The 23,173-nt window shown below is 48.2% G+C and carries 17 protein-coding genes; 14 read left to right on the forward strand and 3 right to left on the reverse strand.

What is annotated here, in order from left to right; translation table 11 throughout:
• Nucleotides 1-5: 5 nt before the first annotated feature.
• Nucleotides 6-1,322 carry a 4Fe-4S dicluster domain-containing protein gene (locus tag B160_RS0101565; protein WP_040679407.1) on the reverse strand — a complete coding sequence of 439 codons (1,317 nt, stop codon included), beginning with the start codon at nucleotides 1,320-1,322 and terminating at the stop codon, nucleotides 6-8.
• A gap of 80 nt (nucleotides 1,323-1,402) precedes the next feature.
• Between B160_RS0101565 and B160_RS0101570 the strand changes: the two genes are divergently transcribed.
• A complete protein-coding gene (locus B160_RS0101570; protein ID WP_018626088.1) occupies nucleotides 1,403-1,894 on the forward strand; it encodes a phosphoribosyltransferase family protein in 492 nt (163 codons plus the stop codon).
• 112 nt (nucleotides 1,895-2,006) lie between these two features.
• Here the strand turns inward: B160_RS0101570 and B160_RS0101575 are convergent, their stop codons facing one another.
• Entirely contained in the window at nucleotides 2,007-2,888 is an 882-nt protein-coding gene (locus B160_RS0101575; protein WP_018626089.1) for a dienelactone hydrolase family protein, read from the reverse strand.
• Nucleotides 2,889-3,048: 160 nt separating this feature from the next.
• Between B160_RS0101575 and cmk the strand changes: the two genes are divergently transcribed.
• Nucleotides 3,049-3,726 (forward strand): (d)CMP kinase, encoded by a 678-nt coding sequence (gene cmk / locus B160_RS0101580; RefSeq protein WP_026309444.1) that lies wholly within the window; start codon nucleotides 3,049-3,051, stop codon nucleotides 3,724-3,726.
• A gap of 67 nt (nucleotides 3,727-3,793) precedes the next feature.
• Complete coding sequence (locus B160_RS0101585) at nucleotides 3,794-4,912, forward strand: Gfo/Idh/MocA family protein (RefSeq protein WP_018626091.1); 1,119 nt, start codon at nucleotides 3,794-3,796, stop codon at nucleotides 4,910-4,912.
• A 13-nt stretch (nucleotides 4,913-4,925) separates the two neighbouring features.
• Here B160_RS0101585 and B160_RS0101590 read toward each other — a convergent pair whose 3' ends face one another.
• Entirely contained in the window at nucleotides 4,926-6,032 is a 1,107-nt protein-coding gene (locus tag B160_RS0101590; RefSeq protein WP_018626092.1) for a glycoside hydrolase family 183 protein, read from the reverse strand.
• A gap of 104 nt (nucleotides 6,033-6,136) precedes the next feature.
• On the opposite strand from B160_RS0101590, the gene B160_RS0101595 reads away from it, so the two are divergent.
• The 11 genes from B160_RS0101595 (at nucleotide 6,137) to B160_RS0101645 (ending at nucleotide 23,170) form a co-directional block, all read left to right on the forward strand.
• Nucleotides 6,137-7,729, forward strand: coding sequence for a C1 family peptidase (locus tag B160_RS0101595; protein ID WP_026309445.1), 1,593 nt, complete (start codon nucleotides 6,137-6,139; stop codon nucleotides 7,727-7,729).
• Nucleotides 7,730-7,923: 194 nt separating this feature from the next.
• Nucleotides 7,924-9,663: a leucine-rich repeat domain-containing protein gene (locus B160_RS30395; protein WP_018626094.1), complete on the forward strand. Its 1,740-nt coding sequence runs from the start codon at nucleotides 7,924-7,926 to the stop codon at nucleotides 9,661-9,663.
• 817 nt (nucleotides 9,664-10,480) lie between these two features.
• Nucleotides 10,481-11,134, forward strand: coding sequence for a response regulator transcription factor (locus B160_RS28160; RefSeq protein ID WP_018626095.1), 654 nt, complete (start codon nucleotides 10,481-10,483; stop codon nucleotides 11,132-11,134).
• A 579-nt stretch (nucleotides 11,135-11,713) separates the two neighbouring features.
• The gene (locus B160_RS28165; RefSeq protein ID WP_169539977.1) at nucleotides 11,714-13,081 is read left to right on the forward strand and encodes an exopolysaccharide biosynthesis polyprenyl glycosylphosphotransferase; all 1,368 of its coding nucleotides are present in this window, start codon (nucleotides 11,714-11,716) and stop codon (nucleotides 13,079-13,081) included.
• 47 nt (nucleotides 13,082-13,128) lie between these two features.
• Nucleotides 13,129-13,827 (forward strand): hypothetical protein, encoded by a 699-nt coding sequence (locus tag B160_RS0101615; RefSeq protein WP_157557847.1) that lies wholly within the window; start codon nucleotides 13,129-13,131, stop codon nucleotides 13,825-13,827.
• 21 nt (nucleotides 13,828-13,848) lie between these two features.
• Nucleotides 13,849-15,504 carry a hypothetical protein gene (locus B160_RS0101620; RefSeq protein ID WP_018626098.1) on the forward strand — a complete coding sequence of 552 codons (1,656 nt, stop codon included), beginning with the start codon at nucleotides 13,849-13,851 and terminating at the stop codon, nucleotides 15,502-15,504.
• Nucleotides 15,505-15,850: 346 nt separating this feature from the next.
• Nucleotides 15,851-16,651 carry a polysaccharide biosynthesis/export family protein gene (locus B160_RS0101625; protein ID WP_040679238.1) on the forward strand — a complete coding sequence of 267 codons (801 nt, stop codon included), beginning with the start codon at nucleotides 15,851-15,853 and terminating at the stop codon, nucleotides 16,649-16,651.
• Between the two features lie 60 nt (nucleotides 16,652-16,711).
• Entirely contained in the window at nucleotides 16,712-19,126 is a 2,415-nt protein-coding gene (locus B160_RS28170; RefSeq protein ID WP_018626100.1) for a GumC family protein, read from the forward strand.
• An 81-nt stretch (nucleotides 19,127-19,207) separates the two neighbouring features.
• A complete protein-coding gene (locus B160_RS28175; protein WP_018626101.1) occupies nucleotides 19,208-20,752 on the forward strand; it encodes a lipopolysaccharide biosynthesis protein in 1,545 nt (514 codons plus the stop codon).
• Nucleotides 20,739-22,049: a Coenzyme F420 hydrogenase/dehydrogenase, beta subunit C-terminal domain gene (locus tag B160_RS0101640; RefSeq protein WP_018626102.1), complete on the forward strand. Its 1,311-nt coding sequence runs from the start codon at nucleotides 20,739-20,741 to the stop codon at nucleotides 22,047-22,049. Before B160_RS28175 ends, B160_RS0101640 begins: the two co-directional genes overlap by 14 nt.
• Nucleotides 22,046-23,170: a polysaccharide pyruvyl transferase family protein gene (locus tag B160_RS0101645; protein ID WP_018626103.1), complete on the forward strand. Its 1,125-nt coding sequence runs from the start codon at nucleotides 22,046-22,048 to the stop codon at nucleotides 23,168-23,170. Before B160_RS0101640 ends, B160_RS0101645 begins: the two co-directional genes overlap by 4 nt.
• Nucleotides 23,171-23,173: the final 3 nt, after the last annotated feature.

Below are 23,173 nucleotides of genomic sequence, written 5' to 3' on the forward strand. Positions count from 1 at the left end.
GGAGCTTACAGGGTCTGGGTCCAGCCATCCCGGTCGTCGGGACTGAACTTCCAGGGAGCAAAGTTATTTTCTACATTGCTGAACATGGCATTCCACTCCTGGGGAGCATTGCTTTCCTCCATTACCAGATAACGGCGTAGCTGAAGAATGATGTCGAGCGGATTGATGCTTACCGGGCACTCCTGTACGCAGGCATTACAGGTGGTACAGGCCCGCAGCTCTTCTACAGAAATATAATCGTGCAGCAGGCTTTTACCATCGTCTTTCCATTCCTTTTGCCCGGCAATGCTCTTGCCAATTTCCTCTGCCCGGTCGCGGGTGTCCATCATGATCTTCCGGGGCGACAGTAATTTGCCGGTAATGTTGGCAGGACAGGCAGCACTGCATCGCCCGCACTCCGTACAACTGTAAGCATCCAGGAGATTCTTCCAGCTCAGATCGGTAATGTCCTTTGCGCCAAACCGGGTAGGCGGGGTGGCATCGGCCGGTGCCAGCTCCGGCTGCATGGCATACAAAACCTCGTTCTGCACTGCGGGCATGTTTTCCATTTCGCCCATGGGTTTCAGCCGCGCATAATAGGCATTGGGAAATGCCAGCAGGATGTGCAGGTGTTTGGAAAAAGGGAGATAATTTAAAAATGCCAGGATGCCGATGATGTGCAGCCACCAGCAGGCACGCTCAAGTAATTCCAGGGATCCGTCAGACAGTCCGCCGATCAGCGGCTGGATGTATTGCGATACAATAAAATTGCCGGTGAAGTGGGTAGCATAATGTTCCACGCCACGGGATTGCAGCAGGGTGTCGCTGGCGTTCATGGTGAGGAACAGGGCCATCAGTGCAATTTCGGTAATGAGGATGTAATTGGCATCGCTGCGGGGCCAGCCATTGAGATCTTTGCTCAGAAAACGCCGGATCTTCAGTATGTTCCTCCGGACCAGGAAGATGGCACAGAAGGCCAGTACTGCCAGCGCAAGCAGTTCAAACGCATTGATCAGGAATGTATAAAAGCTCCCCAGGGGGGCGGCAAACAGGCGATGGGTGCCCAATACGCCATCCAGGATGATCTCCAGCACCTCAATATTGATGATGATAAATCCCGCATATACGAAGAAGTGCAAAAAGCCCACCAGCGGATTGCGGAACATTTTTTTTTGCCCAAGGGCCAGCAGCAATACATTCCGCCAGCGTTGCCCGGGCTGGTCGTCAATAGCCTCGTCACGCCCCAGGTTGATATTGCGGCGGATCTGCGCTATTTTTTTCGAAAAAAATACAACGGCGACAATAAACAGGAGTACAAATAAAATTTGTTGAGCAATTTGCATGGGCATTCAGTTACAAAGCGCTAATTTACGGCTTCCTTGACAAGTAGAGGAATTTTGTAAGCAATTTAAACGAATCGCAGGTGAAAAAATATCTATTGAACGCGGAAACCGTAGAAAAAAAACTGCAGCGGCTGGCATTGGAACTGATTGAAAATAACCTGGGTGTACAGGAGCTGATCCTGGTAGGGATTGAGGAGCACGGGGTGGTGCTGGCAAAGAACATCCAGCAGCTGATCCGGGAAAACAGCAGGATCCCTACCGAACTGCTGACCCTGCAACTGAATAAGAAAAAACCAACCGATATAAAGCTGAGCAGGGAAATGGATTTCACCGGGAAAGTGATTGTACTGATCGATGATGTTACCAACAGCGGCAAGACCCTGCTCTATGCATTAAAGCCGTTCCTGGATTACCATCCCACCAGGATCCAGACGCTGGTGTTGGTAGAACGGACGCACACCTTATTCCCCATCTCACCGGATTATAAAGGCATATCCCTTGCTACCACGCTTCAGGATCATATTTATGTAGAAGTAGATGGAGATAAGGTGACGGGCGCGTATCTCGCTTAATTTAAAAGTTTGAGGTCTAAAGTTTCTGGTTGGATTCCGTAAGGAAACGGGTGTCCTTCACTATTGACCATTCACCATTGACCCGCCCTGCTTCACACGATCCGGAAGTGGCTTATGAAAACACCTTTGCCAGGAATTTCTTCATTTCTTCCCAGGAGGCCTTATCGGCTGCCTCGTCATATTGGATATCCAGTTTGTACTTTTCGCCGATGGCTGTTGCGCCCGGGTTGGTAAAAGCGTGCTTGGCATTCGGATATCCGATGAACTGCATATTGGCATTTGCGGCTTCCATTTCTTTTTTAAAATCATTGATCGTACCTACCGGCACAAAAGAATCGGCATCGCCATTCAGTACCAGGATGGAAGGATATATATGCCCTTTCCGGGCAGTAATGCCATAGTTCTCCAGACCACCGTGAAAACTCACCACGCCTTTAAGCTGCTCACCAAGGCGGGCCATATTCAATGCCATTGAACCTCCAAAGCAGTACCCGATGGCAGCAATTTTAGCAGTATCGGCCTGGGGGTATGATTTTGCAATGGCCAGGGCATTGTCAAACCGCTCCTGCGCGAGCTGGGGGTTTTTGTAATACTTCATTGCTTCGTTGCCGGCATCTTTCGGATTGTCCAGTACCTTGCCTCCTCCATACATATCCACCACAAGGGCAAAGTAACCCAGTTCGGCAATTTGTTTTGCCCGGTCCTTAATGTAGTCCGTAACGCCCCACCATTCCGGAATGATCAGCACGACGGGTTTTTTCCCGGCGTTTGCGCTGTCATAAGCCATTATGCTGCTAAATGTCTTGATCCCGTCTTCGTATTCCACCGGCTCGGTCTTCACATGCGGTAGCTCCCGTGCCACGGCAGCATTGTTTGAGCCGGCCGAATCCGGTTCCGTCCCGGCCGGCGGGGTTTTATCGGTACCGCCGTTACAGGAAACCAGGATGAAAAAACCACAGACTGAAAACAATGTGGCTATTTGTTTTAGGATCATAGTAGAAGGTTTGTCTGAATATACGAATAAAGATTTTAATTGAAGTACCGGATGCAAATTTATTCCAAAAGCCACAATTTTCCCTTAATAAAATTGTATCTTGCCTGTGATTCCGGATGGATGTGTATTTCGCGGATCTGAGGGTGAACAGCAGATAAAAATGAAAAGAATTATTGTTGCAATCGACGGTTGGTCCAGTTGTGGAAAAAGTACACTGGCAAAACAGATGGCCAAGGAACTGGGGTATATTTATGTGGATAGCGGAGCCATGTATCGTGCAGTAACACTTTATTTTTTAAGAAATCATGTAGACTGGGAGGATGTAAAAGCCGTTGAGGATGCGCTGGAGAATATTGAGCTGGATTTCCGGCAGAATGAACAGAATGGCGTTATAGAGATCTACCTGAATGATGAAAATGTGGAGTACCTGATCCGCGACCTGATCGTTGCGGAAAAAGTAAGCGAGGTGGCTGCCGTAAAAGCGGTGCGGGAGTTTGCCGTGGCCCAGCAGCAGAAGCTGGGAAAGAAGAAAGGGATCGTAATGGATGGCCGGGATATCGGCACGGTAGTATTTCCCAAAGCAGAGTTGAAAATATTTATGACGGCGGACAATGCCGTTCGGGTGGAACGGCGGTTTAAAGAGCTGGTGGAAAAAAATCCGAATGTAACGATTGAAGAAGTGGCGGAGAATATCCAGATGCGCGATTACATCGATTCGAACCGTGCGGTAAGCCCGCTGCGTCAGGCAAAAGAAGCGGTTCTGATCGACAATACAAACCTGACCCAGGAAGAACAACTGAAAAAGGCATTAAAGCTTGCAAAAAATATAACGGGATAATTGGCCGCCCTCCCGGTTCCTTTCGGTAAGCGGCCTGGTGATCCCTGAACCGTTAAATTTCATTTACATGAATACGCGCCGTGATTTTATTCAGAAAGTAGGAATTTCTGCCCTGGGGCTATATGCATTTCAGGGTCTGGGTGCAACCGTTTTGTCCCCGTTAAAGCATGCAGCAGCCAATGGTCCGGTATTGCGGGTGGCATTAATGGGGCTGGGTGGTTATGCTACCCGTGTTGCCGAATCCATGCAGCAATCAAAACGTGCAAAGATTACCGGTCTGATCAGCGGTACGCCGGAAAAACTAAAAACCTGGGGAGAAAAATATGGCGTTCCGGAAAAGAGCCGGTATAATTATGAGAATTTTGATGCCTTAAAAAACAATCCCGACATTGATGCGGTATATGTCATTACGCCGAATGCCCTGCACCACGATCAGGTGATCCGCAGTGCCCGGGCCGGCAAACACGTGATCTGCGAAAAGCCGATGGCGCTGAATGCAAAGGAGGGAAGGGAAATGGTGGACGCCTGTAAAAAAACAGGAAAGCAGCTGCTGGTCGGGTACCGGATGCATTTTGAACCACTTACTCTGGAAGTACACCGGATGCGGACGGACGGGGAGCTGGGGACGATCAAATTCTTCCAGGGGCTTTCGGGTTTCCGGATCGGTGATCCCAAACAGTGGCGGGTAAACAAAGCCCTGGCGGGTGGCGGCGCGCTGATGGATATCGGGATCTATGCCCTGAATGGTTGCCGTTATATGGTGGGGGAAGAGCCGGCGTGGGTGACCGCGCAGGAAACAAAAACGGATCCCGTAAAATTCAGGGAAGGCGTAGACGAAACCATTACCTTTCAGCTGGGATTCCCCAGTGGTGTAATCGCATCCTGTCTTTCCTCGTATAACATGAATCATCTGGACCGGTTCTTTCTGAATGGCGAAAAGGGGTTTGCCGAGCTGCAGCCTGCATCAAGCTATGGCCCTATTAAAGGGCGCACGCATAAAGGCCCCCTGGATATAGCAACGGACCGCCCCCAACAGGCCGTTCAGATGGATGAAATGGCTGCGATCATCCTTGATGGTAAAAAGCCCGTGATCCCGGTTGATGGGGAAGAGGGGCTGCGTGACCTGGTGATCATCGACGCCATCTATAAAGCGGTCAAAACCGGAGGAAAGGTTCAGCTGGCCTGAGCCACCCTTGTTACTACAATCCCGGATCGATCCGTTTGTACGGAACCCTTATTGCTTTGGGCCGGTAATGGTCCGGATTCATACGCCCGTGATTACAGGTGCTGACGCAGCGGTCATACCCGTTAATGCAATAGGTAATGAGCAATGCATTCTTGTCGCTGAACTGGGGATGCGCATTGGCTATATAGAAGAAGGGATAATGCCCTTGCAGGGTATCATCCAGCATCCATACCGCCTGCCTGTTGGTAAACGGGCCATAAGGGTGGTCGCTTACAGCAGTAAAGATCTCCTTTCCCTGGTCACATCCCACACTGAAGGCGGTGGTAATGAGCACATATTTATTCCGGATCTTACAAACATTAAAGCTGGAGGTGAATTCGGAGTGGATCTTCTGCACCCGGGCAATATCCCTGCTCCATCCGGAACCGGTATAGTATTCCCAGGGCTGATCGATGGCGCCGGCATGAAACCGGGCAACAAAAAGGTCGTTGCCCATTCCATTGTTCTTAATGCCATACAGGTAGCAGGTGCCATTATACTCCTTTACCAGCGCATTGGTGAAAACGATACCGTTCTTTGCAGCAAGCAGCCGGTAGCGGATGGTTGAAAGGTCCTTTTTAGGCATAGCCGCAATGTAGCTGGAGTCCACGCTTTCGAAACCCCACATGCCGCCCGCAGCTGTTTTATGCAGCCGGTTCAGGAACACATAGACCGAATCCCCGTTTGCATAGCCGCAGCCGGGCCAGAACCAGTAGTGGTTGTTGCTGCCCAGCGAAAAATAAGAAGGCTGCTTCCGGTTGCCGGTATAGGTTTTTGTATGCGCGGGATATTGCTGATCCATAGTAAAGACGGCATTTCTTACCTGGAACAGGCAGGGTGTTGTTTGGGAAACCGTGTCCAGATCGTCGATATGGCTGTCGCCAAAGGTCCACAATGAAAAGCCGTTTCCCATTGGTATAGAGTAGGCCCCGTCGCCGGCGATCCATCCCGAGCTTTTTTGAAAATATGCGGTGAACAGGTGGTCTTTCCATGTGGTTGAGCCCTGTTGGGCCTGGCAAAACAGGTCGGGCGGGAAAATACAGGTCAAAATGCCGCATGCAATGTACAGTAACAATTTCATGTTAATCGGGGGAAGGATGTAGAATAAGTTTAAAGTTAAAAAAAATGTTCGCAAATGTCAGGAATGATATGTTCAACGGTTAATTTTATAGAAAATTATAACCGATGCCTATCAGAATGACGGACGACCCCAATAGCGGGGATAATGATTTTAATGATGACAGTGGCGGTGGCTCCCGCCCCGGAGGTGGCGGAAACGGCTTGTTTGGACTTTTGCCGCTGCTGCTGGGATTGTTCCGGGGAAAAGGAATTATTTTACTGCTGGTGATTGCGGCAGGTGTGTATTTCCTGGGCGGCCGTGGCGGCTGCAGCAATATCGGAGGCCTCAGCGATGCGGCGCAACAGCTGTTTTCGCAGAGCGGTTACAGCTACAGTCCGCAGGAATTTAATAAAGCGAAGATCTACGAGGGACTGGAAGAGAACAATAATAAGAACCCGTTGCCCGAAGCCGTTTCTTTATTGCGCTTTGCGCCCCGGCGGGGCGACCAGGGGCAGCAGGGCAGTTGCGTGGCGTGGAGCAGTGCCTATGCGGCACAGACGATTTTAACGGCAGCGGCAACCGGCAAGGATCCCAATACGATCGCCTTCAGCCCCTCTTATTTATACAACCAGATCCGGCTGGGCAACGATTGCCAGGGCTCTTATATACAGCGGGCGATGGAGGCAATGCGGACCAATGGCGGCGTTCCATTGCGCGACTATCCTTATGATGACCAGGATTGCAGCCGGACACCGGGTGGCGCGGCACTGCAGGAAGGGAGGCAAAACACCATTCACGGATTTACCCGTTTAACGGAGGGCGATCATCTCAACCAGATCAGCGTAAGGGCCGTAAAGGAACATCTGTCCAAAGATGCGCCGGTCGTGATCGGCATGCTGGTGGGGCAGAGCTTTATGCAGGACATGATGGGCCGCGACCTGTGGCAGCCGCAGCAAATGGACCAGGCACAGGTAGGCATGGGCGGGCACGCGATGTGTGTGATCGGTTATGATGATCGAAAATACGGCGGCGCCTTCCAGATCATGAACAGCTGGACCCCCCAGTGGGGTACCAACGGTGTTGCCTGGGTTCGCTACGGTGATTTTAAAAATTATGTCCGGGAAGCCTACGGCATTGATCCCCTGCCCAAAGCAGCCAATGTGGCGGCCATGCCGCTGGAGTGCAATGTAGGACTGGTCAACAATAGCACAAAGCAATATATTAAATTAAGATCCGGCGGCACAAACGCCTTCCAGACCGTAACTCCGATAAAAGTGGGTACCCGCTTTAAGATGGAAGTGAAAAATACAACGGAATGTTACATCTATATTTTTGGACAGGAAACCACCGGCGGCAGCTATGTGCTGTTTCCTTATCTGAAACCGGGGCAGGCCGTGTCCAAGCATTCGCCCTATTGCGGGATCACCGGGTACCGGTTGTTTCCTAAATCGGAATCCTTGGAGGCCGACAACCAGGGGAGCAAAGACCAGATCGCGATCGTGGCCAGTAAAAAAGAGCTCGACTACAATAAGCTGAATGACGCCATTACCGCCAGCACACAAACTACCTATGCCGGCAAGGTAAACGACGCATTACGGGGTGTGCTGGCACCGGGCGCCACCTACAGCACTACCTCCGATGGCCGTATTTATTTAAAGGCAACAGCAAACCCCGGTCAGGCAGTAGCCACCATCGTGGCCTTTGATAAAGTACCCTGATCCGGAGGCATGAATGCTTTTGGCAGCTGAATGGTTGCCGGAAACTGTCTTCCCCCGATCGCAGTCCTGACAGGATTTGTGCAAACTTCTACCGGTACCGTGAAAATATTTCCTGTATTGGTATGGAAAACTTTGTAGGCCGGTGTCTTTAAATGACCGGCGGGTATCATTGCGCCCGGTAAAATGAAGAAATAATGATCAGGGTATTGGGGGTTTTATTATTGCTTAGCTTAGTGACGGCCTTTGGATACGGGCAAGCCTGGGGGTATGCAAAAGGCAAACCTGTATACAGGAATATCGATTCGGCTTACAGGCATAAGGATTCGGTTTACAACCTGGAACTGTCCCATAAGAATGTGGTTCCGGAGAAACTGAAACTGATTGGTGAGATGCCCAATATCGAATTCTTATTTATCAGCAGCAGCAGCCTGTCCTATCTGCCGGAAGAAATATTCAAATTAAAAAATGTGCGCCGGCTGGCATTGTGGGGCTCTTTCGAAACGATCCCCAAGGGGATCCGGAATTTTGAAAAGCTTGAACTATTGAGCATGCCCCGCAATGGGATCAGGGAAATCCCGGATTGGATAGGAGCGCTGAAAAATTTACAGGGCTGTTATCTTCCCCGGAACCAGATCGAAAAAATATCCGGAAAGATCGGCCTTTGCAGAAAGCTCAGGCATTTAAACCTGAGTAAGAACCAGATCACCCATATTCCCGGAACCCTGGCACAATTAACTGGTCTGGAGCAGCTGGAACTGGACGGGAACCAGCTTTCCCATCTGCCCGAAGCCATTACCACGCTGACGAAGCTGACCAAATTATCCGCTTCCAATAATCATCTTGTTGCTCTTCCCGGTGAAATTACCCGTCTCCGGGCACTGGATACATTACTTCTTCCTAATAATCGAATCACAGAGCTTCCTGCCGGATTGGACCGGCTGGTGTCGCTGAAGCTGCTGGATCTGTCTTTTAATCCTTTAACGGATGGAGACTTTGCCCTGCCTGCTTCATTAAAAGGGTTCCTGCTTGTGAACAGCAAATTGGCGGCCTTCCCCGAATCGCTAAGGTATTGTCCGTTGCTTGAAGAATTGTGGATCGTACAGTCGGGAGTTCAGTCCATCCCTTATTGGCTGCCCGGGCTGAAGAATTTAAAGGAACTCAATTTGCGGGGGAACCGTATTACGGGCCTTCCTGTTTTCCTCAATGAAGTTCGCACACTGACGGCAATTGACCTGGCCAATAATTTTATAGATTCGATCCCGTCCGGGATGCTGGAACTGCCCTCGCTAAAGCGGCTGGATATTTCGTGGAACCCCGTACGGCATATTCCTGACGCGCTGCCACGGTCAAAGTCGCTTCAATATTTTAGTGTGTCGAATACAAAGATCTCCCTGGAAGAATGCAAACAATTCATAAAACAGGTGCGTGGGCGTATGCATATAGAGCAGAACATCGTTTATTTTATTTCGGATGAAAATCACCCCTGCTATCCGGGAAACGAAGCAATTATTGAGGAAGCCGGGGAACCGGCACGCATGGTGATTACGGCTAAGAAAGAGCCGGATGTATTTACAAAAGCAGAAATGTTGCCGGCCTTTATGAGGGGCGACAGCGTCATGTCGGCTTTTTTTAACAGCCATTTGCTGTTTCCTCAATTTGGTCCGGCTGCTGCAAACCCGGGATCATTTGCAGATACGGTCATATTGAGATTCATAGTGCATCCGCGTGGAGGGATATCCGGGATCAGGATCCAGTTATATAAAACTGCGGCCGCAAAAGCAGAAGCCGTGCGGCTGGTAAAGCTTTCCTGCCCTTACTGGCGACCGGCCGTTCAGGGTGGCAGGGAAGTGAAAGCATACCGGACTCTGGCCCTTATATTCCGTCAGGTTGATGAACGGGAAAAAACACTGACCGTGGAAAAATTGCCTTATTGACATCATCGTGGCAATTGAAGCGGGTTACTACTTTTTTACTACCTGTATTTTTAGCAATATTGCCTTAACTTCGCCCTTGTTTGAAAGGCTACAGGTAATGCAACCGGGTTGCCGGCTGCTTCTCTAGGATTTTCGGACAAATGACTATCGCCCTCAACATTACGTAGCTGAACCCATAGAAAGATACAGAAAAATTGAAAACGTATTTTGAACAATCCTCAATACGGGTTTCAAATTTTGACCCACGGTTTTCTCCTGTGGTTGATCTGCGTGAAATAGCAGGGCGGGTTGGTTAAGATGTAATCGGACAATGATAAGGTTGACCAAAAACAGCTGTTATTGTGACGGTCTTTAATTGCCGCTAATTACAAACGGTTTCGGAAACTAATTGTTAAGGCATTGTAAATGCTTATGTGCGTTTTTTTGGCAACAAAAGCGCATCAATGAGCATATGACATAAATGGATAAATGCAACCAAAATATGTGCTGGAATTACCATTTTCAGGAAGGGACAGCGTTAAGAAAAATCTATTGTTTTCAAAGTTCTTGTTGAAAGGTTGAAACAATGGTCTTTAATGAACAGGCATGCCGGTATGGACGGCTATATATTCAATGAGCAGGGGTTGTGGTATTGCTAAAACGGATGGGCCCTGCCGTCTTCTGTTTGGGAGGAGCCATGGTACAGAGGCAAAAGAAAATGTGTTGCAGATGATCCGGAAGAAGACAGCAGGAATAGCCCCCGTCCTTTTATTGATTTCGACACTGTCGGATTGTAATTATAGAGAGGGTGCCGGATCTGTATAATATCGTGTAAATTATGAGCAAAATAAGAATAGCCATTTTAGCAGATGAGGATTTGACCGGCAGTGCGCTTGTGCGGTTACTGAACCGGCAGGCGGAGATGGAAGTGGTGGGCACTTTTAAAGACGGAGCATCGGCGCTTTCCGGTATTGAAAGACAGCTGGTGGACGTTTTACTCTTTGATATGCATTTGCCCGGCATTTCAGGTATTGAGGTGGTGGTGATGTTAAAGGAACGGTATTCAAAAATGGAATGCATCGCGCTGACTGACGCTGATGACGAGTGTGCAATATTCAACGCACTGAATGCAGGAGCTTCTGGTTATCTGCTCAAAAATATTGATCATGCTGTGGTGGCAGAAGCGATAAAGGATGCACATAACGGCGGATTTCCCATGAGCAGCATGGTGGCACGGAAGGTGATCAATAAACTTTTTGCGGTGCATCCACCGGGCTTGCGATCCGAAAAGCTTTCCCAGCGGGAAAATGAGATACTGCTGCAACTTTCGAAGGGATGTCGCTATAAAGAAATAGCTGCGCATTTTTTTATCAGTGTGGAAACGGTGCGCACGCATGTCCGGAATATATATGAAAAGCTGCAGGTTAACTCAAGGGCCGAGGCCATCAGGAAGGTGAAGGACAGTATGAACAAATATATGCAACATATATAAGCAGAGAAGATGATGTACTCCGAACGGAATGCAAGGTTGGAAATACTACTCTTTTACCATTTTCATGTATTGATGCACCGTTTATCTTTGCACTGCAATCGGATAAATATTAAAAACTGCTGTGCAGCTGGAAATTAAGCCCTCTTCGCTGCAAACAAGTATCCGGATATTTTTAGAAACAAAGAGCTATTGACATTACCCAGACGGATCAGGATGAACCGGTTCGTCTGCGTTGAATGCGCGCGGTAATTTTGCGCTTTGGAATTTTTGATTAGCCCTCAAAAACCAGTGCAAGTTTATTACCAGGATTTTTATGATGTTGGGAACGACCTGCGGTGGCAATGTATGGGGAAGGGGATCCCGGATACCGGGACCTTCTCTTACTGCCACTCGCCGAAAAGGTGCAGCCCGGCTGCGTTGTGTTGGTGCGCCCTGTTACGGTCATCATGCTGATCACAATGTTTTGTAGCCTCATTAGCTGGTGTGCAGGCGGATAGGGATCAATAGCGGAAAAAGAGATGCTTTTTTATTAACTGCTTAAGTAGTCCTGATAACATGATACATTTAGATTTACCATTTGTGAAACGGATCACAAAGTCCATGATCGTGCTGGATGTGATCGTGCTGGGTATTTATCTGTCCATGAAAATGATGTCGATAAATATCGGTCTCCAGGTGATCCTGTCTACATTATTGCTTCAGGGGATCACCTGGTGTGGCATTACGGACTATTTTAATTGTTACAGCAATCTTTTTTTTAAAGAGTCCACGGTTGTGTTTTCTGATACGTTCAAAGTGTTCATATATTATTCTGTATGTTCCTGCTGTGTTTGTTTGTGTACGCTTTTTAATGTATTGCTTCCCCGGGAGATCGTATGGTTCATCTTTAATTACCTCCTGTTCTTTATCAGCTATATTATCCTCAGCCGGTTGTGTTTTTTCTCAATCCGGAAATACTGCCGGGAAAAGGGAGGGATCGTTCAGAATTTTGTTTTTATCGGCGGGTCTGATTCGCTGCAGGAAGTCATGCGCCAGATGAGCGAAGACCGTTACCTGGGATGTCACTGTGTTGGCTATTATCATACGCATCAATTGGACTACCTGCCGCTTACTTATCTGGGAGATTACAAACAGCTCGAGGCTGCCGGGGATGCGCATGCGCAGTCGGAGGCCGTGATCAGTTTGTCCGCACTGGGGGTAGACGAAGTGAAACGTTTTTGTGAGCGGGCGGAGAACTTCCTGATACGTACGCGCTTTCTGCCGGAATTTTTAAGTGTGGGGAAGTCCGTGGTCGTACATAATATTGGCAGCTTTCCGGTGCTCAGTGTGCGGAACGAGCCATTGGAAAAGGAAGGCAGCTCCCTGGTAAAAGATATTTTTGATTTTGCTTTTTCTTTCCTGGTCTGTGTTTTGGTATTGTCCTGGCTGATCCCCATTATAGGGCTGCTGATCAAACTGGAATCCCGTGGCCCTGTGTTCTTTGTGCAGGACCGTTCCGGGAGAGGCGGCACGGTATTCAAATGCTTTAAGTTCCGGACCATGCGGGTGAACGCTGCAGCAGACAGCGTGCAGGCGACCAGGGGCGATGCCCGGATCACAAAGGTGGGTGCCTTTTTACGGAAGACCAGTTTGGATGAGCTCCCGCAATTTATAAATGTATTGAAAGGGAATATGTCTATTGTGGGACCAAGACCGCATATGCTTTCGCATACGAAGAAGTTTGCAGAGGTGATCAGCACATTTATGGTCCGGCACTATATCAAGCCCGGTATTACCGGCCTGGCGCAGGTGAGCGGTTTCAGGGGTGAAACCAATGAGCTATGGCAGCTGGAAAAACGGGTGGAACATGATATTACCTATGTGGAGAACTGGAACATCCTGCTGGATCTGAAGATCATATTCCTGACGGTCTGGAATATGGTGCGGGGAGAAAAAAATGCGTATTAATCGGATTGGAAATATTCAATATCAAATTCTTTAAAAGCAAACAACAAATGAAGCGACTGTTAATTTTATCTTTTTCGATTCTGAGTGCTGTTATGGTGTATGCGCAACATGGGAATGACGCCTCCTCCCATGAAGGGCGGCGGTTCTCAGCGGGCATTCATGTGGGAACACAGGGGTTTGGTATCAATGCCGGTTATCAGCTTCATCACCGGTGGGTGGCGGTGCTGGCTACCAGTTACGCGCCTTACGGTTATACGGCTACCCGTACATTGGGGAAGAACGCGTATGATATAAAAATGAAAGAACAGCTTGGCAACGTGCAGGCCCTCATTGGCTGGAAGCCTTTTTCAGGGGTGCATACGGGCCGTTTTTTACAACGGTTGTATATCCAGGGGGGCGTTGCTGCTTTTTATAAGGAGGAGGCAAATGCTACTGCAAAACCGAAAGAAGATTACCAGTACGGCGACATCATCATAAAAAAGGAGGATCTGGGAAAAGTGAATGCGCAGGTAACATGGAATAAGATCGCGCCTTATGGCGGCCTTGCATTGCGTGGACTGGAGTTGGGCGGGCGTTTTGCATTCAATGCGGACCTGGGGACCTATTACCTCTCAAAACCACAGGTGCACATGACTGCAAACAACCTGTTGTCTGAAAATGTTTCGCAGGAAGCAGCTGTTCAAAAAAATCTGAGCGACTACCGGTGGTTGCCGGTATTGCAGGTGGGTGTGGCGTATCATTTTTAACGAGTAACAAAAACACAGATAATGACAAAAAATCGTATTTCGTTTATATTGCTGATGTTCCTGGCGGCGGTTGGTATGATCGTGGCTTGCACGAACCCTTTTAAGGACCTGGAGATCTCTGTTAATAGCAATGTTTTTAAAAACGTGGTAAATCTGGAAGTGAGCAGTAGCGCCGGTACATCCTTGGACAATGCAACCATTAGCATCAGCGGCCCTGACGCCGGAAAGATCTATAATGCGGAAGGGAAGAAGGTATTTAAGGTTACCGGTGGGTTTTTGTTCCTGGCAGTAGATCCCAATGTGGTGATCAGCGAGCAGGCCCCCCTCAATGTGAATGTGGCCATTAGTGCGGCAAATCACCTGGGCGTACAGATCCCGGTAAAAATAACCGGCAGTGAAAAGATTGCAATGCGCAAAGTAGTGCTGTTGAATACAACGGCGTCCTCCACTGAAATGGCGATAAAGAACACTTCCGTGGCGCTTGCTTCCGATGGAACGCCTGCTGCTGACGTAACGGTGAATATCCCGCCTTCTTCCGGATCTTCGGAATCCGCTACGATCATGATCCCTGCAGGAACACAGTTCCGGGATGCCAATAACAATGTGGTTTCCGGAACCGATCTGAAAGTAAGCATGATCGTTCCCCAAACCGGTTCGGAAAACCTGGCCGCCGTTTTCCCGGGAGGCACCGGTCTGACACAGCCGGCAATACAAACAGCCAGTGGTACCAGCGCCGGTACGCTGCTGCCGGGAGGAATGTCTGAGGTGAGCTTTACGTTAAATGGCACTTCGATAACAAATTTTTCTAAGCCAATTGACCTGGACATCATTCTCGATCCGGATTTTATTAACCCGGGAACCGGTCAGAAAGTAAAAGCCGGCGACAAGCTGGGCATATTCAGCTTTTCCAGCAATGACCCGGTTTGGAAACAGGAGCAGGAAGCTACCGTGCAGTCTTCCGGTGGCAAGCTTACGGTGAACTTTTCCAGTTCACATGCAACCTGGTTCCTAGCCGGCAGTTTCATAGAGGGATGCGATAACGATTTGAAAATAAAATTAACGGCCGACTGGTTAGGAAACGGCATCACGCACCCGGTGACCGTAAAAGTATATTCTGCTGTAGATGATCATGCGGACAAGTTACTGGTGCAAAAAAATATAACCGCATCAGACGGATCTGAACTGAGTTTTGATAATTTACCCAAGGCTCCGGTTATCATTAAAACCTTCGATGTGGATGAGAACCAACTTTCGGCAACGACGGTCGCTGATCCCTGTAACGGAGGGTTGCAAACGATCAGCATGGCCGCTTCACCGGTTGCCGGCAATCCGAAGACCACCATGCAGCTGTATGTTCGCTGCCCCAACCAGGCGCAGCGGGTGAATGTATTGCCTACATTTTATTTGTATTATAAAGTGCATGGGCAAACCGGGTACAAGCTATTGGGCATAGTAACCAACGGGTATATCTCCACTACGCTGCTGGATCCCGGGAAGAAATACGATTTCAGAGCCGTGTGGGGTGCTACGGTGAAGGATGTAAATAATGTGACAGTGAAAGCAGACAATACTGCTACCGTAGGTGATAACCCTGCAGCCGGAGAGATACTGGGCACGAAAGTAGGCGCCACGAATCTGGAGATGCTGCGGGAAAAATGTAAAGAAGCCGGATTATGAGCCGTGTTCGGAGGAGGAAAGTAATAACGTATAAAATAAACAGCACAGAGGGAGATGACTGCTCAAGGGTAGCATCTCCCAAATTTGCTTTACAACGTTGAAAGAATATTGGTATTGTTGTTTGAAGTTATTATTTTTGCGGCATCAAAAAACTAATGCCCTCCAAACACTGCTTTGTTTTCCGTTTTAGCACGTGTTAATTAAAGAATGACTTCCATCGGGAGTTGTATCAAAGGCTGTCTGATGCCGGCAGGCTACTGAGCATGGTGGCCGCGGTTGTCGATATGGGTCTGATCGTATGGACCCGGATGGCCGGCGTATGCGGTGGAAGTATTGACTGTATTTTATGTATAAGATCAGAAGAATAGGCATGCTGTTGCTCGGGGCTTTCATCCTGGGACTGACGGCCTGCAAAACGTACCAGAAGGTTCCCTATTTCCGGAACATTCCCGCAGATAGCGCAACCTATGCCCGGGGCAGGATCATTCCTACAGTAGCGTATCAGGCTCTGAAGATCAAGCCGGATGATCTGCTGGGCATTACGATCAGTACGCTGGATAACAGTACGGCGGTGTTAACGGAAACTACCGCCAGGCCGCAGAGTGCGCCGGGTGCGGCGATGATGCCACAGGCGGGCAGCGGTTTTTTGGTTAGCGCAGCCGGCACGGTAGAACTGCCGCTGCTGGGTAGCCTGCTGGTGAGCGGATATACTACCGAACAGGTCAAAGAACAGATACGGGCACGTGCAGCTAAGTACTATAAAGACCCGGTGGTCAGTGTCCGGATCATGAATTTTAAGGTAACGGTATTGGGAGAAGTAGGCCATCCCGGAACCTATTTTGTGAGCGGGGAGAAAGCTACATTACTGGACGCATTGGGTCTTGCAGGAGACCTCACCATTTATGGTAACCGGCGGAATGTACTATTGCTGCGTGATTCAGGAGGGAAGCAGAAATCCATACGCTTTAACCTGAACGACGGGCAGGTCCTTACATCGCCCTATTTATACCTGCAGCAGAATGATGTGGTATATGTAGAGCCGGGCAAAGCAAAAGCGGCGGCAAACAATGCGGCACGCACACAGACCATTGCCATTATCGGTTCGGCCATATCGGTGCTGATCGTGGCCTTAACAAGGTTCCGGTAGATGGATGAACGAACCGGCAGATAAACGAGACCAAAACTATTTCAGGACTATCATTCATTTATGCAAAGAGAGAACAACTGGGACGATGACTTTGAGCTTGAGAAGCGTGGCGAGAACAAGGCTTTATTGCGTTTCATCGGCCGTGTACGGGCAAGCTGGTACTGGTTTGTACTGTGCGGGATCATTGGCTTTTCAGGCGCCTATGTTTATCTGCGTTACTCCCTGCCCAATTATAAGATCCATGCCAAGCTGCTGGTATCGGATGATAAAAAAGGCAGTAGCCTTTTACAGAATACGGCCCTCAGCGAACTATCGGGTCTTATGGGTGCAAAGAGTTCGGTAGACAATGAAGTGGAAGTACTGAAGACTGCCGACCTGATGCGGGAGATGGTCCTGGCAGAAAAGGCATATATTTCGTACTTTAAAGCGGGCACCGTGCACAGCGTGCCGGTCATGCAGACGCCTTATGCCATAACGATAGAAACCGCGCCGGATTCCATTCAGAAAACCAATTCCTTTGATATTATTCCTGCTGAGAAGGATTTTATAGACCTTCAGGATCCGGATACCACACTTCGTGTGGCATTGGGGAAGGCCTTCTTTCTGGGGGGAACGGGAATGATCCGTATAAGCAGGAATCCGGAGATACCTTATGGCCCGGAGCGCTACGGATTTACAGTTTCCCCGGTACGAAAAGTAGTAGGAGGGCTGAGCGAAGCGCTGACGGCAGAAGTAACGAATAAGCAGGTTTCCACGATTGATCTTACTTTACAGCATCACCTTCCCAAAAGGGGCGAGCAATTGCTGCGGACCCTTATTGATAAATACGTGGAGCGCAATCTTAACGATAAGAATGTGATCGCTGATTCCACCCTGGCCTTTATCAATGCCCGCCTGGAAAAAGTAACCGAAGAGCTGGCAGAAGTCGAGGACCGCATTTCCGGGTATAAGAAGGAAACAAGACTGGCTGATATTTCCCAGCAAAGCAGGATCTTGCTGGAAGGCGCTGCAGACTTTACCAAAGACCTGGCGCAGTCCGACGGTCAGCTGGCGGCCCTGGATATTGTTTCAGACTATTTGAAGGATAGGAACCGCCCCCGTGTGGTGCCTTCTGCCTTGCTGCCGCAGGATGTGACGTTTAGCGGCCTTACCGCACGGTATAATGACCTCATCCTGCAACGGGAACGGATGCTCCTATCCAACACCGAGGAAAACCCGCTGATAAAGAACGTTGACGGGCAAATAGCGGGATTGAGGCAGGATATGATCAATAACCTGGCCAATACCCGCAATCAGCTGGAACAGGCGCGCCGGAGCCAGCAGCAGCTGGCCAGCCGTTTTAACGGGCAATTGAACCAGGTGCCTTCTATTGAGCGAGGCTATATTGACCTGGCACGTTTGCAGCAGATCAAACAGGCACAGTATATTTTTCTGCAGGAGAAATGGGAGGAAACAGCGATCGGCCGTACGGCCAATGTATCCAATTCCAAAGTGATTGATTCTCCCAAGCCGGAAGAACTGCCTTTTGCACCCAAGCGCAAAATGATTTATGCTCTTGGGCTTTTACTGGGACTGGCCCTGCCGGTTGCGGTGTTTTACTTAAGAGACCTGCTGAATGTAAAAGTTAGGGGAACCGAAGATGTACAGGCTGCCACGGGCCTGCCGGTATTGGGAGCCATCGCGCATTCCAAAGACGGCGAACAGGTAGTAGTGGCGCCGGGATCACGCTCGGCGATCTCCGAGCAATTCCGGGCGATACGTACCAATCTGGAGTTTTCGCTGAACGGAGGAAAGACCATCCTGTTTACGTCTTCTATGTCCGGCGAGGGTAAATCCTTTGTGGCACTGAACATGGCGATGAGTCTGGCGCTGCTGGATAAAAAAATATTGCTGATGGAGCTGGATCTGCGCAAGCCCAGTATTATTCCCAAGTTAGGATTGGCACAACATAAGGGCTTTTCCAATTACGTGGTGCGCCCGGAATTAAAGATCGGGGATATCATTGTTTCCTCCGGAATACATGAAAAGATAGATGTATTGCCTGCAGGAGCGGTTCCGCCGAACCCGGCAGAGCTGATCGTGAATCCCCGAGCATCGGCACTGATCACCGAAGCAAAACAACAGTATGATTATGTGCTGATCGATACGCCGCCGGTAGGGATGGTAACGGATGCGCAGCTGTTGGCGCGTTATGCTGATGTTTGCCTGTTTATTGTACGCCAGGGATATACTTATAAAGACCAGTTGCAGATACCCGGAAACCTGGCGAGGCAACAGAAAATGAGATCCATACAGATTTTGATCAATGATATAAGGTCCGGAAAAGGTTATTATGGAGGCTATGGTTATGGATACGGATATGGTTACGGGTATGGTTACGGCGATTATACACAGGAGATCAAAGCCCGCCGGCGCATGTGGCGGTTCAGGAAAGGAAAAAAGGCCGGGCGCCGGGCGGCGGCTGATAATCGTTGACGGCTTTTATAACAGGTACAGGAAACAGCAGCTTCGTATGGGTGGGCAGACTTCTTATGATGATTAATATTCGAATGAGTTTTGGAAAATAGCAACAAAAAAATAGCAAAAAATACCCTGCTGCTTTATTTCAGAATGTTTTTGACAATGGGAGTGAGTTTATACACTTCCAGGATAGTGCTGAATGTTTTGGGAGTAAGTGATTATGGCATCTATAGCGTAATAGGGGGTGTTGTAGCGCTTTTTGTTTTCTTAAACGGGGCGATGTCGTCCGCTACCCAACGGTTCCTGGCAGTTGATATTGGCAGGGAAGATTGGGATAGCCTGCATAAGACGTTTAATGTTGCTTTAATGATTCATATTGGCATCGCCTTCATTATTTTATTGATTGCGGAAAGCGTGGGTCTCTGGTTTGTCCATCACAAACTGGTAATACCGGCCGATAGGATAGCAGAAGCCAATTTTGTTTACCAGTTTTCGATTTTGTCAAGCATTATTACCATAACACAGGTTCCGTTTAATGCAATTATCATAGTTAGAGAACGTATGAGTGTTTTTGCACTCATCGGTATTATCGAAGTGCTGCTGAAGCTGTTGATTGTATATCTGCTGTATATCTCTTTATTTGATAAGTTAAAAACGTATTCGGTGCTTTTGGTAATGGTTGCCTTTTTGGTTTCGACCATCTATAAGATTTACTGTGTGCGGAATTTTAAAGAGACGAAATTTAAATTTTTTACCGATGCGGCAGTTTATAAAGAACTTTTGACGTATTCGGGATGGAATCTTTTCGGGAATGTGGCGGCGGTGGCAAAGGGCCAGGGAACCAATATATTACTGAACCTTTTTTTTGGAACGGTTGTCAATGCTGCTTATGGTATTATGGTGCAGGTGCAGGGCGCCATTGGGGGATTCGTTCAAAATTTTCAAACGGCCATTAATCCCCAGATTTATAAAAGTTACGGACGTGGAGACATTCAAGCGGTGCAGCAGGTCATATTTAAGAGCTCGAAACTTTCTTTCTTCCTGTTGGTCATCCTCGTATGCCCTGTAATATTTAACATTCATTTTGTTTTGACCTGGTGGCTTAAAAACCCACCTGCATACGCAGAGGCCTTTGTGATCCTGATATTGGTGAACCTGACTATTGAAAGTATTTCTTACCCTTTGATTACGGGTGCCCTGGCTACCGGTAAAATAAAATGGTATCAGATCATTGTCGGAACTACGCTGATTCTTAATCTTCCGGTTAACTACTTCATATTCCGGACATACTCCGATCCGGTGTATTTTCTTTACGTGGCGATCCTGCTGTCCTTCATAACATTGGTTTTTAGAGTGCTGTTTCTTAGAAGAATGCTCCAGTTGAATGTTGGCGCTTTTTTCAGGGAAGTTCTTTTGCCGGTAATGATCATCTCGTTTTTATGCTACGGTATTTCCTGTTTAATGGATGCCTGGATCGGCAAAGCAGAAAATTTCATGCAATTACTTTATGAAAGCGTTTTTTTGATATGTATGATCGGAGTGCTGGTCTTTTTTATTGGATTGTCCGCATCGGAGCGAACATCGGTTATGAGGTTTGCGAGGAAAAGGATGGCAAGAAATATAAAATATGAATCTTTTTAAAGGTGAGTTTTGTACCGGTTGTGGATTGTGTGTGTCGGAATCTGAGCAGGTAATAAAAATGGATTGGGATGAATACGGGTTTTTAAAACCGGTTACATTGAACGGGTACATTCCCGAAGAAGCAATGAAGGTTTGCCCTTTCAATCCCGAACCGGAAGCGGCAATAGCAGATGAAGATAAACTGGCTGATATTTATCTGGGAACAGCGAATCGATTTGATCCCGGGATCGGCCGGTTTGAAAATACTTATATTGGATATAGCCGGAACGACCGGTCCATCTCCTCTTCCGGAGGAATAGCAACCTATATTTTTGAGCAGCTTTTGCGGTCAAAGACCGTAGATCATTTATACATTGTAAAGGAAATGAATGGTACGTACGCGTATCAGTTGTTTTCAAACGTAGGTGACATACAAAGGATTTCAAAGACAAGATATATCCCGGTTACACTGGAGCAGCTGTTTGTGAAAATTGAGCATATTGAAGGGAAAATAGCTGTGTCCGGTGTTGCCTGCTTTATAAAGGCAATAAGATTAAAGCAATATTATCATCCGGAGTTAAACGATAAAATCCATTTCTTAATCGGGATCATTTGCGGAGGCTGGAAAAGCCGGTTTTTTACGGACTACCTGGCGCAAAGTTCGGGGATTGACGGGCACTATCATGGCCAGGAATACAGGATTAAGGATGTAAACAGCACGGCTTCGGATTATTCCTTTGGGGCATATGATGATAAGAGGGCCTTTTATCAGCTAAAGATGTCGAGGGTTGGAGATATGTGGGGATCCGGGTTGTTTAAATCAAGGGCCTGCGATTTTTGTACAGATGTACTGACTGAGCTGGCAGATATTTCTTTAGGAGATGCCTGGCTGCCGGAATACCGGCCGGACGGGATGGGCAACAGCGTGATCGTCACCAGGACCCTGCTGGCAGATCGATTGATCAGGGAGGGGATAGAGGGCAATGGTCTTTGTGTTCAGCCGGTTGATAAAAATAAGATCATAGAATCCCAAAGGCCAAGTTTTTCTCACCGGCAAGACGGCGTAAAGTTCAGAATGCGGATGGCAAAACTGCAGGGGCATGTCTTGCCGTATGTCCGGAGAAGAGTTTTGAAACCGGTATCGGTCTTCTATGGTATCGTTCAGCTGCAACGGGCGATAACGAGGGGCAGAAGTTTGAAACAGTGGCAGGCTGCTCCTTTTTCAGAAGTATTTAACAGGAAGATGAGCGGGGCATTGAAAAGGTTAAGGCTTGTAACGAAGATCTATCATCGAATGCGAAAATTAAAGAGATTATGAAAATTGGTATTCTTACACTTCCGTTGCATGGCAACTATGGAGGGAATCTGCAGGCATTTGCGCTCATGAATTACCTGAAGTATGCCGGGCATGAACCTGTTCTTGTTGGTTTGGCTGATGAAACGGCGCACGGAAAAAATCTCAGGTCCCGGATCAAACGATCTGTCCGGAAAGGTGTTGGCTTCATTCCCCTCGTAGGTGAAAAGATCCTTGCAGCGAGAAACGTGTACATGCATTCCGAATATTTTATTGAAAAATATATCCGGCCCCGGACGCGTGCTATAAGGAAGAAGGATGACTTTGAAATATTGAAGCAGTATGATTTGGATGGTTATATCGTAGGTAGTGACCAGGTTTGGCGGAAGGAATACGCAAGGACCTCAATCAGGGATTATTTCCTGGACTTTGTAAAGGATGAAACGAAATTGCGGATCGCTTATGCGGCTTCTTTTGGAGTGGATGCATGGCAGTTTGACCCGGCGCTGACTTCGGACCTCAAAGCCCTGATCCATAAATTTGATCTGGTAGCAGTAAGAGAAGACTCTGCTGTTCAGCTATGCAAACAGCATTTTGATATAGAAGCCGAGCATGTTATCGATCCTACAATGTTGCTTCGCAAAGATGAGTATGTGGCACTGATTGCCAAAGAAAATGCCCTTCAAAGCGCGGGTGATTGTATGGTGTACATGCTGGATGACGGCGAAGGTAAAAAAGAGCTGGTCGATAAAATCGCCGGGGATGGCGGATTTCGCTGTTTTGCGGTAAACGTGCAAACCAAAAACAAAAGGGCGGCAATTGCTCAAAGACGGTATCCGCCGGTAACATCCTGGCTGCGGGGGTTTATGGATGCAAAATTTGTGATCACGGACTCTTTTCATGGGATGGTCTTCTCTATATTATTTAATAAGCCTTTTATCGTGGTGGGCAACCGGGAAAGAGGACTTGCCCGTTTTGCTTCCATAGCGAAGATGTTTGATCTGGAGCACCGGGTATTGTCATCGGTAAATGATTATAACACCGGATTATTAAGTCAGCCGATCAATTGGCTGGAGGTGAACGAAAAACTGGAAATATACCGCGAGAAAGCTGCCCGGTTGCTTCGTACTCATTTAAATAGATAATGC

This window comes from Niabella aurantiaca DSM 17617 (assembly GCF_000374125.1).
In the GTDB taxonomy this organism is placed as follows: domain Bacteria; phylum Bacteroidota; class Bacteroidia; order Chitinophagales; family Chitinophagaceae; genus Niabella; species Niabella aurantiaca.

Excerpts from the sequence above, each read along its gene's own strand:
- B160_RS0101565 (WP_040679407.1), bottom strand. The coding sequence starts at position 1,322 with ATGCAAATTGCTCAACAAATTTTATTTGTACTCCTGTTTATTGTCGCC.
- B160_RS0101575 (WP_018626089.1), bottom strand. The coding sequence starts at position 2,888 with ATGATCCTAAAACAAATAGCCACATTGTTTTCAGTCTGTGGTTTTTTC.
- cmk (WP_026309444.1), top strand. The coding sequence starts at position 3,049 with ATGAAAAGAATTATTGTTGCAATCGACGGTTGGTCCAGTTGTGGAAAA.
- B160_RS0101585 (WP_018626091.1), top strand. The coding sequence starts at position 3,794 with ATGAATACGCGCCGTGATTTTATTCAGAAAGTAGGAATTTCTGCCCTG.
- B160_RS0101590 (WP_018626092.1), bottom strand. The coding sequence starts at position 6,032 with ATGAAATTGTTACTGTACATTGCATGCGGCATTTTGACCTGTATTTTC.
- B160_RS0101595 (WP_026309445.1), top strand. The coding sequence starts at position 6,137 with ATGCCTATCAGAATGACGGACGACCCCAATAGCGGGGATAATGATTTT.
- B160_RS30395 (WP_018626094.1), top strand. The coding sequence starts at position 7,924 with ATGATCAGGGTATTGGGGGTTTTATTATTGCTTAGCTTAGTGACGGCC.
- B160_RS28160 (WP_018626095.1), top strand. The coding sequence starts at position 10,481 with ATGAGCAAAATAAGAATAGCCATTTTAGCAGATGAGGATTTGACCGGC.
- B160_RS0101615 (WP_157557847.1), top strand. The coding sequence starts at position 13,129 with ATGAAGCGACTGTTAATTTTATCTTTTTCGATTCTGAGTGCTGTTATG.
- B160_RS0101620 (WP_018626098.1), top strand. The coding sequence starts at position 13,849 with ATGACAAAAAATCGTATTTCGTTTATATTGCTGATGTTCCTGGCGGCG.
- B160_RS0101625 (WP_040679238.1), top strand. The coding sequence starts at position 15,851 with ATGTATAAGATCAGAAGAATAGGCATGCTGTTGCTCGGGGCTTTCATC.
- B160_RS28170 (WP_018626100.1), top strand. The coding sequence starts at position 16,712 with ATGCAAAGAGAGAACAACTGGGACGATGACTTTGAGCTTGAGAAGCGT.
- B160_RS0101640 (WP_018626102.1), top strand. The coding sequence starts at position 20,739 with ATGAATCTTTTTAAAGGTGAGTTTTGTACCGGTTGTGGATTGTGTGTG.
- B160_RS0101645 (WP_018626103.1), top strand. The coding sequence starts at position 22,046 with ATGAAAATTGGTATTCTTACACTTCCGTTGCATGGCAACTATGGAGGG.